Below are 17,279 nucleotides of genomic sequence, written 5' to 3' on the forward strand. Positions count from 1 at the left end.
TCCGAGCGGGGTGAGGCGGTGACCGGGGTGACGGAGTCGACGCCGGCCCGTGTGGTCCCGCAGGTTCCCGTGCTCAACGCGGCCAACGCGCTTACCGCGCTGCGGCTCCTGCTGGTGCCGGTCTTCGCCGCGTCGGTGATCACGTCCGAGATGACGCACTCCGGCTGGCAGATGGCCGCCTGCCTGATCTTCGCGGTGGCCTCGGCGACCGACCTGGTGGACGGCTGGATCGCCCGCCGGTTCGGGCTGGTCACCTCGGTCGGCAAGGTGGCCGACCCGATCGCCGACAAGGCGCTCACCGGCGCGGCCCTGCTGCTGCTCTCCTGGTACGACAGGCTGCCCTGGTGGGTGACGGCGCTGATCCTCGTCCGCGAGGTGGGCATCACGGGCCTGCGGTTCTGGGTGATCCGGCACGGCGTGATCGCCGCCAGCCGGGGTGGCAAGGTCAAGACCGCGCTCCAGATCCTGGCCATCGCCTGGTACCTCTGGCCGATGCCGGACGCCCTCGTCGGCGTCGGCCCCTGGATCATGGCCGCCGCCGTCCTGGTGACAGTCGCCACCGGCTTCGACTACATAGCGCAGGCGCTCCGGCTCCGCCACCGCCGCTGACCACCGCCGATCGTTGAAGCAGGGTTGGGGTGGGACTGGTGGGGAAGGGACGGGTTCATGGCGCGGGATTCTGAGTCTGAACAGCCGGCGGGAAGTCCCGCGGCGGGCGTGGTGCACAGTTTGGCGCAGCGGCATGAAACCCTCGCCACTGTCGAGTCGCTCACCGGTGGTCTGCTCGCCGCCTCGATCGTGGAGATCGCCGGTGTCAGCGGGATCTACCGGGGCGGGCTTGTCGTCTACGCCACCGAGATGAAGGCCACGCTGGCTGGCGTACCGGGCGAGTTGCTGGCCGAGCGCGGCCCGGTGGACCCGGACGTGGCGGCCGCGCTCGCGGAAGGCGGAAGGCGGCGCTGCGGCGCGGACTGGGGGGTCGCCACGACCGGCGTCGCCGGTCCGGAGCCGCAGGACGGCAAGCCGGTCGGCCTGGTCTACGTCGCGGTCGCCGGTCCGAACGGCGGCGAGGTCCGCCAGCTCGACCTGGACGGCGGTCGGGACCACGTCCGGTCCGGTGCCGTGGTCGCGGCGTTGCGGCTGCTCGCCGAGCGGATCCACGCCGCCGACGAAGCAGCTCGCGACGGTGTGGGAACCGCCGGGGCGGGGCACCGTTGAGGCGTTCCGAGCGAACCGACAGGCGGGGCGGGATGTCGGCCGGGCCCATACCGGGTACGGTTGCGGGAAGGCTCCGACGCTCGGGGCCGGCGCGGTCCGCCGCAACCGGCCGCCCGACGCCGGACGAGAGGTATCCCTCAGGGGGAGGTGCGATGGTCCTGCTACGCCGAGTGATCGGTGACGCACTGCGGACGCGCCGGCAGGGGCAACAGCGCACATTGCGCGAAGTGTCCACCGCCGCCAACGTCAGCCTGGGTTACCTCTCCGAGATTGAACGCGGGCACAAGGAGCCGTCCAGCGAGCTGCTCGCCGCGATCTGCCACGCCCTCGGTGCCCGCCTTTCCGAGCTGCTCCGTGAGGTGAGCGACACCGTGGCGCTCGCCGAGCAGATGCCCGATGTGCTGGTCCCGATGGCCGACAAGCCGGCCGAGGCCACACCGGTCGGCGCGACGGCGGCCGTCGGCAAGGGCGCCAACCGTGCCGTACGCCAGGTCACCTCCGATGGCAAGGTCGCCGTGTCGGTCCGGCAGGACTCGCCGCTGCGAGCCACGCTGCGCAGCACGCGGGTGCGCCCCACCGAGCGCGACCGGGACGTGGTCTGCGCCGCCTGAGCCTTCGGTCGGTTTGACCATGGGCGAGGTGGCGCCGGCCGCGTAGGGTGGCCGACAGGAGCCGCCGGTGCCCGTCGACCGTCCGGTACGGATGCCTTGCCGGGCGTCCGACTGGGACGATGGAGATCGGCCGGGTCGCGGTCGGTCGGTCCATCCGGCCCGACCGTGGCGGAACGACGCTACTGAGGGGATACCGCGGAGATGGCTAACCCGTTCGTCAAGGGTTGGAAGTACCTGATGGCGCTCTTCGGCGCCAAGATCGACGAGCACGCCGATCCCAAGGTGCAGATCCAGCAGGCCATCGAGGATGCCCAGCGGCAGCACCAGGCACTGGTCCAGCAGGCAGCCGCCGTGATCGGCAACCAGCGTCAGCTGGAGATGAAGCTGTCCCGGCAGATGTCCGAGGTCGAGCGGTTGCAGGGCAACGCCCGGCAGGCCCTCGTGCTGTCCGACCAGGCCCGCGCCAAGGGCGACGAGGCCGAGGCGGTGCGGTTCGAGCAGTCCGCGCAGACCCTCGCCAGCCAGTTGGTCTCCGCCGAGCAGGCCACCGAAGACCTGAAGACCCTGCACGACCAGGCGCTCGGCGCGGCCGCGCAGGCCCGCCGGGCGGTGGAGAACAACTCGATGATCCTCCAGCAGAAGCTCGCCGAGCGCACCAAGCTGCTCAGCCAGCTGGAGCAGGCCAAGATGCAGGAGACGGTCGCCCACTCGCTGGAGTCGATGTCGTCGCTGGCCGCCCCGGCCAACACCCCCTCCCTGGACGAGGTGCGGGACCGCATCGAACGGCGGTACGCCAACGCGATGGGCCGCGCCGAGCTGGCCGGCAACTCGGTCGAGGGCCGGATGCTGGAGATCCAGAAGGCGACAATCGACTCGGCGGGCTCGGCCCGGCTGGAGCAGATCCGATCCAGCATGGCGGGGGAGCAGCTCGGTGGCGCGGGCCAGCGCCCCGCCGTACCCCAGGCCGAGGCGACCGGTTCGGCGAGCCCGGCCGGTGACCCGGGCGCCGCCGCCCGACTCGACGAGCTGCGGGCCAGCATGGCCCGCGAGCGGGGCACCGGCGACCCGACAGCCGCCGGCTGAACGACCGGTCCGAGGAGGTCACGGTGGCGGACGAGCGGACGCGATACTTCCGTCGGCTGGATCGGCTGCGCCGTTCGGCCCGGCGGTGGAGCGTGGTGGCCGGAGGGCTCGGCGGTGCCACCGCGGTGCTGACTCCGTACGCCGGCCTCGGTCTGCCGGACGCGGCCTGGGCCGGCGTCGCGGGCAGCGCGGTGGCGCTTGCCGCCTGGCGGTGGATCGACCTGCGTGCGCTCGCCGCCCAACCGGCACCCCCGGCCCTGGATCCGGCCGAGGCCGCCGCCCGGTCCCGTGCACGGCTGGTGGCCGCCGTCGAGCGACTGCCGGCCGGCTCGGGCCTGCTGGCCGAGGCCCGCCGGGTCCGCAACCGGGTCGCCCTGCGCGGCACCACCGCCGGGCAACAGTGGGCGCGACTCGACAGGGCCTCGCTGACCCTGGCCGGGATGGCGCCTCGGCTCAGCGGGCTTGCCGAGCCGGCGGTCCTGGAGGCCGCCGCCGCCGACCGGTCGCTTCGCGAACTCGCCGAGCGGACGGCAAGCGTCGAACGGGCGCTGCGGCTCGCCCCTACCGACGCCCGGTCCTCGCTCGCCGAGGCGCACCGCATGCTCACCGCCCAACTGGAGAGCGGCGTGGCGGCCTACGAGCGGCTGGTGGTCGCCGCCGCCGGCTATCTCGCCGAGGACGCCCGGCCGGAGCCCACCCACCCCGCCGCCGACCGGCTCACCGAGGCGACCGACCTGCTGCACGGTGTGGCCTCCGCACTGGCCGAGCTGCGCGCCGTCGACCGCCCGCTCCGCGCGCCCACCCTCTGAGCTGACGCCGCCCGGTCACGGCGGGGTGGTGACCGGAATCGGGCCGGTGTACGCCGAGCTGCCCACGACGTTGAACGACCGCACCCGGTAGTGGTAGGTCACGCCCCTGGCCAGCCCGGTGTTGGTGAAGCCGCGACCGGTCACCGTGAAGGTGGCGACCTCCCGGCCGAACGCCGGGTCCAACGCCCGTTGGACGATGAACCCGGCCCCCGGGCCTGCCGGTGTGTTGGCCGTCCAGCCCAGGACGACAGTGGCGGTGTCCGGCCCCGGCGCGCTGGCGGCGGCGCTCACCCCGACCGGGGTGGCCGGCGCGGGCGGGGTGCTCACCGTCGCCACAGTCGACCAGGCCGACGCGGCGCCCAGGTACGTGGTCCGGACGCGGTAGTAGTACGTGGTGTCCGGCGCGATCGTGGCGTCCAGATGGTTGTCGCCTACCCCGATCGCCGTGGTGCCCGGCCCGCTGGTGAATGTCGGGTTAGTGGCGCGCTGCACGTCGATGCCTGTGGCGAACGACCGGTTCGTCCAGCGCAGCGCCACCCGCAGCGGCGCGGCCGGCGGGATCGCCGCGAGCAGGCCACCCGGGGCGGCCAACTGCACCGAGGAGGGCACGCTGTTCGACCAGGACGAGTAGCTGACCTCGTTCTCCGCCCGGATCCGGTAGTGGTAGGTCACCCCCGGGGTGACTGTCGCGTCGGTGTACCGGGTGGCGGCGGCCGCGACGGTGATCGTGGTGACGTCGCCGGCGAATGTCACGTCGGTGGCCCGTTGCAGCAGGTGGCTCGTCGCGGACGGGCGGCCGCCGTTGCCGGTCCAGGTCAGCGCGATGGCCGGCAACGCGGTGGCCGAGCCGGGCACCGGTGTGGCGGTCAGCCCGGTCGGCGCCCTCGGCGTCACCCGCAGCACCAGGGGCCGGTTCATGCCGAGGTCGCGGTGACCGGCGAGCTGACTGTGCCAGCGGTACTCCCAACCCATGTTGACAAGTTGGTTGACCACCACCGCGGGTCGCCCGTCGGCCGGGCTGACCGGAGTCGACCCGGTCCGCGCCCCGGGCGGGCGGCCCGGGTCGAGCAGTCGGACGCTGTCGCCCAGCTTGAACGGCAGGGCCGGAGCGACCGGGCGCAGCGCCACCACCACGTCCTCCCGGGGGTTGACCCGGACGATCTCCTTCCAGCCCAGCTCCGCGCCGTGCGGTGGCCGCAGGGTGCCGTCCCAGCCGACCCGGTTGACCACCTGCACGTCACAGCCGCCGAAGCGCAGCGGCTCGGTCTGCCTGACGTTCCCGCTGATCCGCCAGATCTGCGTCCCGTCGGTAGGCGCCCCCACAGGTAGGGCCGGGTCGGCGGCGAACAGCACCTCGGTGACCGGGTCGCTGGCGCCGAGCGGCAGGGTCGCCGACGTGAGCGGCCCGGCCAGCGGGTGGCCGACGCCGAGCCGCCCGGCCAGCCGGCCGTGCCCGGGCTCGAAGACGTGCTGCGCGGCCTTGACCTCGACCGGCAGGGTCACCGGGACGGCGGCGCCGGCGGGAGTGAACGTCACAGTGGCGGCGTGCACCGGCACTGTGGTCACCCCAGCCGTCCGGGTGCCGAACGCCCGGTCGTACACCGGCTGCGGCACGATCGGCGGGCGCTGGCTGGCCGCGTACGCCACGGGCAGGCGCTCGCGCAGCCGGTCCAGGTCGTACGGCTCCCCGGGTGCTCCGGACACCCGGAATTGCAGCAGGGTCCGGGTGTTCGGACCGTACCCGGGCTCGGTGGGCGGCGGGCCGCCCTCGGCGGTCCGGTCCGGCGCGTCGGTGTGCTGGTCGTAGCGCGGATCGAAACCGGGCAGCGGTGCCGGGGCGTCGTTGTAGAGGATGAGAGTGCTGCCCGGTGGCACGGCGGAGAAGTCGACGAGCACGTCGGCGCGCTCACCGGGCGCGAGCAGCAGCGTGTGCCCGTCGACGTTGAGCACTGTCGGGTCGAGCCGGTCGTAGCGGTAGCTGATCGGCCGGCTGGGCAGCACCACAGGGGCGGGCAGCAGCCCGGCCTCGTTGCCGATCTGGATGAACGCCGGCCCGGCGGCGCGCGGGTCCGGCACACCGCCGTCCCGTGCGTCGGTCGGCCACCCGGCCGGCTGGTCCGCCGCCCGCACGGCAGGCACCGTCGGCACCTCGCCCGCCTCCGCGTCGGCGAGACTCCCGTCGTCGGTCCACATCGGGCCGTCGGAGCGGGCCCGGTAGAGCTGAAGATTGAGGCAGCGGTCCAGGCAGGCGTTGAGGATCCGGAACCGGTACGCGCGGGGCCGCACCTCCAGGTACGGGTAGGCGACGCCGTTCACCAGGGGCGTGTCGCCGTACGTCTCGGGCACCGCGGACGGGTGCGGCACCCCGGGGCGCAGCGGTGGCTCGGCCGGCGCGCCCACCGGGTCGTGGTGCGGGTTCGGCACCGGACCCGGCCCGACCAGCGGTGGCCCGCCCGTGGACCCGTCGTTGGCAGGCCAACCGTCGGACCGGCTGCCGTCCGGGGCCGGGTTGCGCGACCAGGGGCCGTAGTCCCACCGGCCGGTGGGGTTGCGCCCGCCGGACCGGTACGGGTTCTGCCGAGGCTGGTAGACGTGGGGGTGCCAGAGGCTGCCCCGGGCTCCCCAGCGTTCCCGGTCCCAGGTCGGGTCCTCGGCGGCCAGTTGGGTGTCGTCGGGCACGAACGTCTTGTCCTCGATCACCAGGGGCAGTTGGTCGGCAGGCAGCACCCGGTCGGCGACGAGTTGGTCCTCGGCCGGGTCGGTGAGCAGATAGAGGGCGAGTTGCCCGCCGTAGACGGTGAGCCGGGCCAGGCCGAGGGTGTTGTCGTGCCACCACAGCAGCCGGCCGCTCTGCTCGTTCGGGTAGTAGAGCGTCGTGGCGCCGGCACCGGGTAGCGGCATGTCCGGCACGTGCGCCAGGTTGACCCCTGTCGGGTACGGGGTGATCTCCCCGGCAGGGGTGATCCACTGCTCGGGGTTGCCGGCGCTTGTCCAGCCGGTCTGCGCCCCGGCCAGGTGCAGCACCGCCCGGTTCTGCGGGTAGGGAGCGGGGCCGTCCAGCGGGCCGATGCCGGCGCCCTCGACGGTCTCGTCGACAGGCAGGAACAACTCGCCGGCCCGGCCGGTGGGAAGCTGGTTGATGAACTTCACCCGCACCGGCCGACCCCGCCGGGCGCGGATCATCGGGCCGAGGTGCCAGGGACGTTCCGGCGGCACCACAGTGTTGTGGCCCGACACGTCGGTGCCCAGGTTGAGCTGCCGGTAGCCGCGCAGCCGGGTGGCCGGCAGGTCCCGGTGCAGCCGCTGGGCGTACTCCTGTAGGCCGATCTCGTAGTAGTCGCAGCCCGGATAGCTGATCGTGTCGGGCACCGCCACCGGCAGGTAGCTGCCCAGGTCGGTGCGACCCAACTCGCCCGGCACCGGCAGCGCGTCGACGAACTTCCGCAGACCGGTGCCCGGCACCAGGTGACCGCGCGGGTCACGCGCCGGCCGTGGGCTGTAGGCGAAGTTCGGCACCGGGCCGAAGCAGCGGGGCGCGGCGGCGGGGTCCAGGCTCGCCGCCGGGGTCGTCTCCTCGGGGGTACGGGCTGCCGGGACGGGCGCCGCCCGGCCGTTGGCGTCGCCGTTGCCCTGGGCGGGCCGGTCGAAGAACGTGGAGCGGAGTCTGCGAAACATCGCCATGGCTCTCCCCGGGACGGGGCACGAGACTCGCCACCCCGACGTGGCGGACCTCGGCACTTCATTGACGATTGGTAAGCACTCAATCGCAGCATGCGACGTTCGCGGCCAGATAGGAATTACCCAATCGTCCGTATCTGGGATGAGCTCGATCGACGAGGCCCGTCACCCGGGCTGCGCGTGCTCCGGCTGGCAGACCGGGCACCAGTAGGTCACCCGCTCGCCCAGCTCCTGCTTGCGGATGGCGGTGCCGCAGCGGCGGCAGGGCTGGGCGCGCCGCCCGTACACGTAGCTGGTCTGCCCCCTGTGCAGCGAGCCCGTGGTGCTCTGTGTCCAGCGGCCCCGGTTGGCGGCCAGCAGCCGCTGCGCGAGAGCCGCCATGCCGGGCAGGTCGGGCACCGCGCCGACAGGTGTCCACGGTGACACGCCCCGCAGGAAGAGCACCTCGCACTTGTAGAGGTTGCCGACCCCGGCCAGGTTCCGCTGGTCGAGCAGCGCCTCGCCGATGGTCTGCTCAGGGTGGGCGGTGAGCCGGCGGACCGCCTCGGCCGCATCCCAGTCCGGGCCGAGCAGGTCGGGGCCGAGGTGGCCGACCAGGCGCTCCTCCTCGACCGTCGGCACCAGCGCCAGTTCGTGCAGGTGGTAGCCGACCGCGACCGCGCCGGGGCTGCGCAGCACCACCCGGATCAGGTGCGCCGGGCGGCCGCTCCACCGTTCCCCCGGCGCGTACGCCCGCCACGCGCCGTCCATCCGCAGATGTGAGTGCAGCGTCCACTGCGCCTCGTCCGGGGCGGCGAGACGGAGCAGCAGGTGCTTGCCCCGGCTGGCGGACTCGCGCACCGTCCAGCCGGTGAGGTCGGTGGTGGCCAGCTGCGGCACCCGGAAGTCACTGCCGGTGAGACGCGCGCCAGCCAGCGCGCGGTGCAGCACGCGCGCGGTGTTCCAGACGGTGTCACCCTCGGGCACCCTGCCATCCTCCCTCAGTCGAACGAGATTCACATGTATCGCTATTTGTACCTCGGTTCCTCATGATCTCCAGACATGGCAGGGTCAGGGGGGATCTGAGGAGATTGCCCATGAGACGACCTCATTGTCGTATCCGCTCCACGACCCTCACCGCCGCCCTCGCCCTCGCACTCACGGCCGCCCTCGTGCCCCTCACCAGCGGATTCTCGTCCGCCACCCCGAGCGTCGGCGGCGTGGTCACCCACACCGCGGTCGCGCCCGATGGCGAACGGTGGAACACCGACCTCTCGGTCGTTGACCGCGACGACGTCAACGTCCGGCGTACCCCCGCCGGTCTGCGGCTGCGCGAGGCACGATCCACCGGACGCAGCCCGCGAAGCCCGCACAGCGCGGTCGCCGAGGGCATGCTGCTGACCGCCCCGCGCACCCTCGCCCGCCCGGCCACCCGCGTCCGCGCCGAACTCACCGCGGACGTTCCCGCAGGTGCGACGGTGGAGGTGCAGGTCCGAGGCTGGCGGGTCAGCGGCTGGACCGAATGGCGGGCCGCGACCGCCGGCGCGGTCTTCGACCGGCCGGTCAAGCAGGTGCAGACCCGTGTGGTGCTGACCGCGCCAAACGGCGGCGCCACCGCGACGGTACGCGGCGTCCAGCTCACCGCCGACGCGACAGCCGCCGTCGCCGCAGCCACGCCCGGCCGCACCTACCGGGTGTACGCCACACGTATCGGGCTGGTCGGGGAGGTGACCGCCAACGGCCGCACCGTGCAGCCACGCGACCACTTCGCGGCCCTGCCGTCACGGCGCGGCCTGTCCCCGCTCAACACGGGCGACTACACGGTGCGGGTCTGCACCACCACGGGCTCCCGCTGCGAGTACGCGCCGGTCTGGGACGTCGGGCCGTGGAACACACGCGACGACTACTGGAACCCTGCGGCCGTGCGGGAGAACTGGAAGAACCTGCCACAGGGCCGACCCGAGGCGCAGGCCGCCTACCAGTCGGGTTACAACGGCGGGCGGGACCAGTTCGGGCGTACCGTGCTCAACCCGGCGGGCATCGACCTGGCCGACGGCACCTTCTGGGACGGCCTGAAACTCACCACGAACAGTTGGGTGGACGTCGCCTACCTGTGGACCGGCGGCGGGTCGCGCGGTGTCGTCGGCGACGGCCCGCTCAACATCCGCAGCGGGGCCAGCACGTCGTACGCGGTCCGTGGGCTCGCCGCCCAGTACGCCAACGTGCCGATCCAGTGCTACGTCACAGGTCAGTCGGTGACCGGCCCCTACCGCACCACCACCAGGTGGAACCGCCTGGCGGCCGGGCAGTACGTCAGCCACGCGTACATCTCCGCCGTGTACGGCGGCACCGTTCCGGTCTGCTGACCGGGTCTCGCCCCGTCGGGCGCCGTCAGGGGCGCTCGTCGGGGCGGGCTGGGCGCACCATGTCCTGGTAACGCGGATGGCTGGCCCCGTAGACGGCGTAGTTGAGTCGGGCGTACGACAGGCTCAGGTCGCCGTTTGCGCCACCCCGCACCGCGTCGGCGTCGGCGTCTGTCTGCCCGTCGTCGGTCCAGAAGCAGACCGGGCAGGTCCCGCCGCCGGTGCGAGAGGCGCAACAGGGACAGCCCACGGGAACTACGTGTTCACCCACCGAGGCAGCATTCCACAGTTGAATGTCACCAGGCCACCCGCAAAAGATCACCCGGGCCCACCCCGAGGAGGTCCACCGCGCGCCCACCGTTTACCGCTATCGCCACCAGTTCGGCCGAATCGGCGTACACCACGAGGCCGCCGTCGGGTGCGTCACCGAAGGTCCGTCCGCGCACCGCGGTCCAGCCCGGTGTCGGCCCCGGCGGTCCCACCCGGACGGTGGCCGCAGGCGGGTCGAGGTGTTCGGCCGGTGCGGCCAGTTGGACGTTGCCGAAGTGGTCGACGGTCAGCACCTCGGCGGTGAACCCGTCGACGTCGGCGGCCACGATCGGCGGCGGCAGCCGGACCAGCCCGGCCGGGTCGATGGCCGGGCCCGCCTCGGCCAGCGGCGCGCCGAGCGCCAGCCGGGCCGCCACCGGCGCGAAGACGTCCCGGCCGTGGAACGTGCCGGACACCCGGGTGGCCAGCCAGCGGGGCTCGGTGAGCTCCACCGCGGCGGTCACCCCGCCGAGCGCGGCGGCGGCCTCCGGCAGCAGACCGTTGTCCGGGCCGACAAGCAGTCCGCCCGGCGTGGCCAGCGCGACACCCCGCCGGGTGGTCCCCACCCCGGGGTCGACCACCGCCATGTGTACGCCCACCGGCAGGTACGGCACCGTCTGCGCCAGCACGGCGGCGCCCCGCCGGACGTCGGCCGGCGGCACCAGGTGGGTCACGTCGATGATCCGGGCGGCCGGCGCGATCCGGGCGATCACCCCGTGGCAGGCGGCCACGAAGCCGTCGGTGAGGCCATAGTCGGTGGTCAGCGAGATCCAGGGCGTGGCGACCATCCCCGCAGGTTAGCGCTCGGCGCCGGTGCCAGCCCTGGGGTGCACCCGGGTCACGTGGCCGACCGACGATTGGCGGAAATGGGACACAGCGCAGTGGCCGACTGGCCCTCCCGTCGTCGGGCGTCGACCGGCAGACTGCCCTGGTGACAAATCGGAGCCTGCCCGCTGTCGGTGTTCTCCTGGTCGCCGTCGCTCTCACGGCCGGCTGCGGCAGCGACGACGCCGACCGGCTGAGCGCGGCCCCGCCCGCCTCGTCCCTCCCCAGCCAGGAGGCCACAGCGCTGCCCGGCGCCCCACCGCCGTCGGAGAGTTCGTCCGGCGGTGCCGCCACCCCGGCCACCCCGGCCACCCCGGGCCAGCCGGCCGGGCCGCCGCCGCAGCAGGGGACGATCGAGCGTCCGGCGAGCCCACCACCTGTGGTGCTTCCCAAGCGCCCCGCCGGCGCGCCCAGCGCCCAGCAGGTCGTCGCCGCGTTCCGGGCCGCCGGCCTGAAGGTGCCGCGGCCGAAGGACCGGTCTGTGGACTGCGGCCCGGACGGCCTCGGCCTGGGCTGCTCCGAGATCATCGCTACCGATGCCGTGACGGTCTACGTGTTCCCCGACGAGACAAGTGCCAGCGACATCGCGGAAACGTGGAGCGGCCAGTCGTACCGGCGCGGCGCCGTGGTGCTCAACTACCTGGCGGCGAAGACCCCGGCCGCCGACCGCCCGCGCTACGAGAAGGCCCTCAACGACCTCCGCTGAGCGGGAGCCCCAGCGCGGCGGCAGTGCGGTGGGGCCGTGCGGTGGTGCCGTGCGCTGGTGCTTGGTTGCCGGCGACCGGGCGGACGTCCCCGTGAGCGTGATTCCGCTGTGGCATCAAGATGCCACAGCGGAATCACGCTCACAGGTGAGGTCGAGCGGCGCCGCCTGCCTGAGGGCATGGCGGCGCGCCGCACGACGAGTCGTGGGGCGATCACGCTCAGCGTCCGCTCGTGGGCAGAGGGTGGGTCAGCCGCGTAGGCGTAGGCCGCGCGGGGTGGCCCGGAAGCCGGCGGCGGTCAGCGCGTCACGCAACGGTGAGGAGTGCACCGCCTCACCGTCGGCGCGTTCCACGGATATCGCGCCCAACGCTCCCGAGTGGACGGCGTCGGCGAGCGCCTTGCCGGCCGCGGCGAGCGTGTCGGCGTCGTCGGTGAAGGAGAGCAGCGTCCGGCCGCCGCGTTCCACGTAGAGCACCAGGTCGCCGCCGACTGTCACCACAAGGGCGCCCGCCTTGCGGCCGGCCCGGTGCCCGGTCGCCGGGGCGGCTCCGTCGCCCGAGTCGACCACGCGCTCCGGCCAGGGCAGCGCCGCGCCGTACGGGTTGGCCGGGTCGGTGGCGGCGAGCACCATCGCCGGCCCGCCCCTGCCCCGGGTGCCGTCGGCGGTCTCGGCCAACGCGCGCAGCCGGTCCACCGCCCCGGGCACCGCGAACTGCGCCGCGCCGAGGCCCTCGACGAAGTAACCGCGGCGGGCCGCGCCGCGCTCCTCCAACGCCGACAGCACCGGGTAGACCGCCGAGAACCCGCCGACCACCTGCTCGGCCATCACCGCGCCGCGGGTGACCACCCCGTGTCGCTCCAGCAGAACGTCGGCGAGGGCTGCGGCACGTCGGGTCGGATCGAGGTCCCGCTCCGGCAGCCGTGACCAGCGGCCGGCAACCGTCGGCGGGCCGCCACGGGTGGGCAGCGCCACCCGACCGGGCCGCCGGTAGCGGGTGCTTGGCGCGGACGGCCGGGAGCGGTGCGCCCCACCGGCGCCGAGCACCGCCCGTAGCGGGGCGAGGGTGTCGTTGGTGAGGTGCCCGGCCCAGACCAGGTCCCAGATCACCCCGGTCAGCGTGGCGTCGTCGGTCGAGCCGACCCGGTCGGCAAGCGGCCGGAAGAACAGCGCCTGCCCGTCGCCGAGCGCGTCGAGCACCGCGTCGTGCAGTGGGGTGCGGGTCAACGCGTCGTCGGGGGGCGCGAGGAGCAGCGGCGCGGCGTCCGCGTACGCCAGGGTGACCCAGCCGTCGCCGCCGGAGATGGCACCCGAACCCGCCCAGAGCACCTCACCGCTGGCGCACAGCTCGTCGAGTTGGGCGGGGGAGTAGTCCGCGACGCGGCCGGGCAGCACGAGCCGCTCCAACGCGGAGGCGGGCACCGCCGCGCCCTGCAACTGCTCCACGGTGGCGGCGAGCGCCTCCACGCCTCGGGCCGACGCGCCGACCTGCTGCCAGCGCGGCAGGAAGGCCGCCAGCGCCCGGGGCGGCACCGGCTCGATCTCCCGGCGCAGCGCCGCGAGCGAGCGGCGGCGCAGCATCCGAAGGACCTCGGCGTCGCACCACTGGGCACCTGCCGAATCGGGTGTGAACTCCCCGGAGACGACCCGCCCGGTGGAGGCGAGCCGGCGTAGGACCTGCTCGACGACGAACACCCCGAGCCCGAAGCGAGCCGCACAGCTCGCCGCGGCGAACGGGCCGTGGGTGCGGGCGTAACGGGCCACCAGGTCGCCGAGCGGGTCGGCCACCGGGGTGAGGTACGCCTCGGCAACCCCCACCGGCAGCGCCACGCCCAGCGCGTCCCGCAGGCGGGCGGCGTCCTCGACGCCCACCCAGCGCTGCTCGCCGGCGATCCGGACGCGCAGCACCCGGCGGGTGGCCTCCAGCTCGGTCAGCCAGGCCTCCGGCGCCCCCCGCTCGGTCAGCTCGGCAGTGCTCAGGTCGCCGAGCACCCGCAGCAGCTCGACCACGTCCTCCGCGTCGCGCGGGCGGCGCTGCTCGGTCAGCCAGCGCAGTTGCCTGTCGGTCTCGGCGAGGACAGCCGGGTCCAGCAGCTCGCGCAGGTCGACCCGGCCGAGCAGTTCGCCGAGCAGCGTGGAATCCAGCGCGAGCGCGGCGGCGCGCCGCTCGGCGAGCGGGGCGTCGCCCTCGTAGAGGAATGCACCGACGTAGCCGAAGAGCAGCGACCTGGCGAACGGGGACGGCGCACTTGTCTCCACGTCGACGAGCCGGACCTTGCGGGCCGCCAGGTCACGCATCAACCCGGCCAGCGCTGGCTGGTCGAAGACGTCCTGCAGGCACTCCCGGGCGGCCTCCAGAGTGACCGGGAAGTCGGCGTACTCGCGGGCGACGTCGAGCAGCTGTGCGGCGCGTTGCCGCTGCTGCCAGAGCGGTTGGCGGCGGCGCGGGTCGCGGCGCGGCAGCAGCAGCGACCGGGCGGCGCACTCCCGGAACCGGGCGGCGAAGAGCGCCGAGGTGCCTACCGACTCCTCCACAAGTTGGGCGATCTCGTCGGGCTCGAACACCACCACGTCGGCGCCGGGCGGCTCGTCGGCGGTGTCCGGCAGGCGCACCACGATGCCGTCGTCGGAGGGCATGACCTGCGCGTCCACGCCGTACCGCTCGGCGAGCCGGCGGCCGATGGCGAGGGCCCACGGCCCGTTGACCCGCGCGCCGAGGACGCTGTGCACGGCCAGTCGCCAGTCGCCGAGCTCGTCGCGGAACCGTTCGACGACGATTGTGCGGTCGTCGGGCAGCGAGCGGGTGGCCTCCCGCTGCTCGCGCAGATAGGCCATCAGGTTGGCGGCGGCCCAGTCGTCCAGCCCGCCGGAACGCAGCGCGGCCAGCGCCGCCTCGTCGCTCTGCCGCAGCAGGGTGCGCACCCGGGCGCCGATGGCCCGGCCCAGCTCCACCGGCCGGCCCAGCTGGTCGCCCTTCCAGAACGGCATCCGGGCGGCCTGCCCGGGGGCCGGCGAGACCAGCACCCGGTCGGGGGTGATGTCCTCGATGCGCCAGGAGGACGAGCCGAGCAGGAAGACGTCACCTACCCGCGACTCGTAGACCATCTCCTCGTCCAGCTCGCCGACGCGGGCGGCCCGCTCGGCGCCGGCCAGGAAGACCCCGAACAGGCCCCGGTCGGGGATGGTGCCGCCGCTTGTCACCGCGAGCCGCTGTGCGCCGGGGCGGCCGGTGAGCAGGTCGGTGGCCCGGTCCCAGACCAGCCGGGGGCGCAGCTCGGCGAAGGCGGTGGACGGGTAGCGGCCGGAGAGCATGTCCAGAACTGCGTGCAGCGCGGAGTCGGGCAGCTCGGCGAAGGGAGCGGCGCGGCGGACCAGCACGGCCAGGTCGCCGAGCGGCCACGGCTCCAGTGCCACCATCGCGACGATCTGCTGGGCCAGCACGTCGAGGGGATTGCGCGGGTAGTGCAGCTCCTCGATCGCGCCCTCGGCCATCCGCTCGGCGACCACAGCGCAGGAGAGCAGGTCGCCGCGATGCTTGGGAAAGACCACCCCGCGCGAGACAGCGCCCACCTGGTGCCCGGCCCGACCGACCCGTTGCAGGCCGGCGGCCACGCTTGGCGGTGCCTCGATCTGCACCACCAGGTCGACCGCGCCCATGTCGATGCCCAGCTCCAGGCTGGAGGTGGCCACCACCGCCGGGAGCTGCCCGGATTTGAGCGCCTCCTCGATGTGCTTGCGCTCCTCGCGCGAGACGCTGCCGTGGTGGGCGCGGGCGATCACGGGCGTCGCGCCGGTGGCCGCGCCGGACTGCGCCATCACAGCGGCCGGCGGCCGGTTGCGGAACGGCCCGGCCGGGTCACCCCACCGCTGCCCGCCCGCCGCCGGACCGCCGCCGTCGGCAGCCGGACCGCCGCCGCCTGCCGCCGGACCGCCGCCGTCGGCAGCCGGGCCGTCGTTCGCCGGCAACCCCTGGGGTACGCCGGCAGCGCCGTCACCCGACGCGGCGGCCAGCCCTTCGGCGGCCAGACTCTCGGCGGCCAGCTCGTTGAGGCGTGCGCAGAGGCGCTCGGCGCTGCGGCGGGAGTTGGTGAAGACGATCGTCGAGCGGTGTTGCCGGATGAGGGTGAAGACCCGCTCCTCCACTGCCGGCCAAATCGAGGCGCGGCGCGGCCCGGGGCCACCGAGGTCGTCCTCCGGTGGCTGGTCCTGCTCGTCGAGGCGGGTCATGTCCTCCACCGGGACCTGCACGCTTACCTCGATGGTCTTCGGCGTTGCCGGCTGCACGACGTCGACCGGGCGGGCTCCGCCGAGGAATCGGGCGCAGGCGTCGATCGGCCGGACGGTGGCGGAGAGGCCGATCCGTTGCGCCGGCGCGGGCAGCAACTCGTCGAGGCGTTCCAGCGACAGGGCCAGGTGCGCCCCGCGCTTGCTGCCGGCCACCGCGTGCACCTCGTCGACGATCACCGTCTGGACACCGCGCAGCGAGTCCCGAGCTGCGGAGGTGAGCAGCAGGAATAGCGACTCGGGCGTGGTGATGAGGATGTCGGGAGGGGTGCGGGCGAAGGCGCGTCGCTCGTCTGCCGGGGTGTCGCCGGTGCGCATGCCGACGGTGATGTCGGGCGGGGCGACGCCGAGGCGGGTCGCGGCCTGCCGGATGCCGGCAAGCGGGGCGCGCAGGTTGCGCTCGACGTCGACGGCGAGAGCCTTGAGCGGGCTGACGTAGAGCACACGGCACCGCTGCCGGGTCTCGGCGGGTGCGGGCTCGCGGGCCAGCCGGTCCAGTGACCAGAGGAAGGCCGCGAGCGTCTTGCCGGAGCCGGTGGGCGCCACGACGAGGGCGTTGCGGCCGGCGGCGACCGACCGCCAGGCGCCGGCCTGGGCGGCGGTGGGTGCGGCGAAGGCGGCGTCGAACCAGGCGCGGGTGGCCGGGCCGAACCCGTCGAGTGCCCCGCCCGTATCCACATCCGCCCCGGTCATCGCTCAATCGTGCCCCGCCGGTACGACAACCACGAGCGTCCCGGCGGAACGTTCCCGACTGCACGGGAAAAGCGCCGGGATGCACCGTTAGTACGTTAAGTCTCACTTAACTGCTTGCTTGTGAGCAGCAACATAAAGTAACTTCACCCGCAACGCGAACCGGGGGAGGCGATGGAATGGCCGGTGAGCCGCGACACGTCGAATCCGGCACCGACGTGCTGATCCGCAAGGTCGACAGTCACCTCGCCACGCTCCGCGGCGGTCTGCACGGGCCCGAGCTGGCGCTCGCCGAGCGCCTCGCCCACTGCCTGCGGGAGCTGGTGATCTCCACCGCTCAGGCCAGCGCCGCCGACCGCGGCCAGGTCCGTGTCGCCGTCCACTATTTCGTGTTGCGCCGGGAGAGCCGGGGCCGCCTGCTGTCGATGCGGTCCCTCGCCGTCGCTGAGCGGGTGGTCAGTAAGGTCGCCCGACAACTGGGCCGGGCCGACCTCCTTGCCGAGTTGCGCAAGGGCGGCGCCGACGTGGACGACGCGCAGCCCATCCGTGACGCCCTGCTACGCTGACCGCCGGCGGCCGTCCTGGTCAGCCGGCCATTGAGGACGTTTCTGTGCCCTGTGGCTGGCGTTTGCCGCCACCGGCCCGCCGGCCCGCTCATTAAGGGCGAATTATGGCAATTGCGCCCGAGCGCTGACGAACTGGCGTCTGATCGCTGCTAGGCGTCACC

The 17,279-nt window shown here is 73.9% G+C and carries 13 protein-coding genes; 8 read left to right on the top strand and 5 right to left on the bottom strand.

The window, feature by feature from the left end:
- Nucleotides 1–18 precede the first annotated feature (18 nt).
- The 5 genes from pgsA to ACFY2Q_RS14185 all read left to right on the top strand — a co-directional run bounded on the left by pgsA (nt 19) and on the right by ACFY2Q_RS14185 (nt 3,721).
- A complete protein-coding gene (gene pgsA / locus ACFY2Q_RS14165) occupies nt 19–609 on the top strand; it encodes a CDP-diacylglycerol--glycerol-3-phosphate 3-phosphatidyltransferase (protein ID WP_387130369.1) in 591 nt (196 codons plus the stop codon).
- 57 nt (nt 610–666) lie between these two features.
- Complete coding sequence (locus ACFY2Q_RS14170) at nt 667–1,218, top strand: CinA family protein (RefSeq protein ID WP_387130147.1); 552 nt, start codon at nt 667–669, stop codon at nt 1,216–1,218.
- A 152-nt stretch (nt 1,219–1,370) separates the two neighbouring features.
- Nucleotides 1,371–1,829, top strand: coding sequence for a helix-turn-helix domain-containing protein (locus tag ACFY2Q_RS14175; protein WP_387130148.1), 459 nt, complete (start codon nt 1,371–1,373; stop codon nt 1,827–1,829).
- Nucleotides 1,830–2,030: 201 nt separating this feature from the next.
- On the top strand, nt 2,031–2,912 hold the full coding sequence (locus ACFY2Q_RS14180; protein ID WP_387130149.1) for a PspA/IM30 family protein: 882 nt from the start codon (nt 2,031–2,033) through the stop codon (nt 2,910–2,912).
- A gap of 23 nt (nt 2,913–2,935) precedes the next feature.
- Nucleotides 2,936–3,721, top strand: coding sequence for a hypothetical protein (locus tag ACFY2Q_RS14185; protein ID WP_387130151.1), 786 nt, complete (start codon nt 2,936–2,938; stop codon nt 3,719–3,721).
- Nucleotides 3,722–3,736: 15 nt separating this feature from the next.
- On the opposite strand, the gene ACFY2Q_RS14190 is transcribed toward ACFY2Q_RS14185, so the two are convergent.
- A complete protein-coding gene (locus ACFY2Q_RS14190; RefSeq protein WP_387130152.1) occupies nt 3,737–7,402 on the bottom strand; it encodes a hypothetical protein in 3,666 nt (1,221 codons plus the stop codon).
- Between the two features lie 162 nt (nt 7,403–7,564).
- A complete protein-coding gene (locus tag ACFY2Q_RS14195) occupies nt 7,565–8,365 on the bottom strand; it encodes a DNA-formamidopyrimidine glycosylase family protein (protein ID WP_387130154.1) in 801 nt (266 codons plus the stop codon).
- A 110-nt stretch (nt 8,366–8,475) separates the two neighbouring features.
- Here ACFY2Q_RS14195 and ACFY2Q_RS14200 point away from each other — a divergent pair, with 110 nt between their 5' ends.
- Nucleotides 8,476–9,744, top strand: a complete 1,269-nt coding sequence (locus ACFY2Q_RS14200; RefSeq protein WP_387130155.1) for a hypothetical protein — start codon at nt 8,476–8,478, stop codon at nt 9,742–9,744.
- A gap of 25 nt (nt 9,745–9,769) precedes the next feature.
- Here ACFY2Q_RS14200 and ACFY2Q_RS14205 read toward each other — a convergent pair whose 3' ends face one another.
- Both ACFY2Q_RS14205 and ACFY2Q_RS14210 read right to left on the bottom strand, forming a co-directional pair.
- Complete coding sequence (locus ACFY2Q_RS14205) at nt 9,770–10,012, bottom strand: CPCC family cysteine-rich protein (protein WP_387130157.1); 243 nt, start codon at nt 10,010–10,012, stop codon at nt 9,770–9,772.
- Nucleotides 10,013–10,037: 25 nt separating this feature from the next.
- Nucleotides 10,038–10,838 carry an S-adenosyl-l-methionine hydroxide adenosyltransferase family protein gene (locus tag ACFY2Q_RS14210; protein ID WP_387130158.1) on the bottom strand — a complete coding sequence of 267 codons (801 nt, stop codon included), beginning with the start codon at nt 10,836–10,838 and terminating at the stop codon, nt 10,038–10,040.
- A gap of 143 nt (nt 10,839–10,981) precedes the next feature.
- Between ACFY2Q_RS14210 and ACFY2Q_RS14215 the strand changes: the two genes are divergently transcribed.
- Nucleotides 10,982–11,581 (top strand): hypothetical protein, encoded by a 600-nt coding sequence (locus tag ACFY2Q_RS14215; protein WP_387130159.1) that lies wholly within the window; start codon nt 10,982–10,984, stop codon nt 11,579–11,581.
- Nucleotides 11,582–11,827: 246 nt separating this feature from the next.
- Here ACFY2Q_RS14215 and ACFY2Q_RS14220 read toward each other — a convergent pair whose 3' ends face one another.
- On the bottom strand, nt 11,828–16,555 hold the full coding sequence (locus ACFY2Q_RS14220) for a DEAD/DEAH box helicase (protein WP_387130160.1): 4,728 nt from the start codon (nt 16,553–16,555) through the stop codon (nt 11,828–11,830).
- A gap of 176 nt (nt 16,556–16,731) precedes the next feature.
- Here ACFY2Q_RS14220 and ACFY2Q_RS14225 point away from each other — a divergent pair, with 176 nt between their 5' ends.
- Entirely contained in the window at nt 16,732–17,118 is a 387-nt protein-coding gene (locus ACFY2Q_RS14225) for a hypothetical protein (protein ID WP_387130161.1), read from the top strand.
- Nucleotides 17,119–17,279: the final 161 nt, after the last annotated feature.

It is taken from the genome of Micromonospora sp. NPDC000316 (genome assembly GCF_042898885.1).
Taxonomy (GTDB): Bacteria; Actinomycetota; Actinomycetes; order Mycobacteriales; family Micromonosporaceae; genus Micromonospora.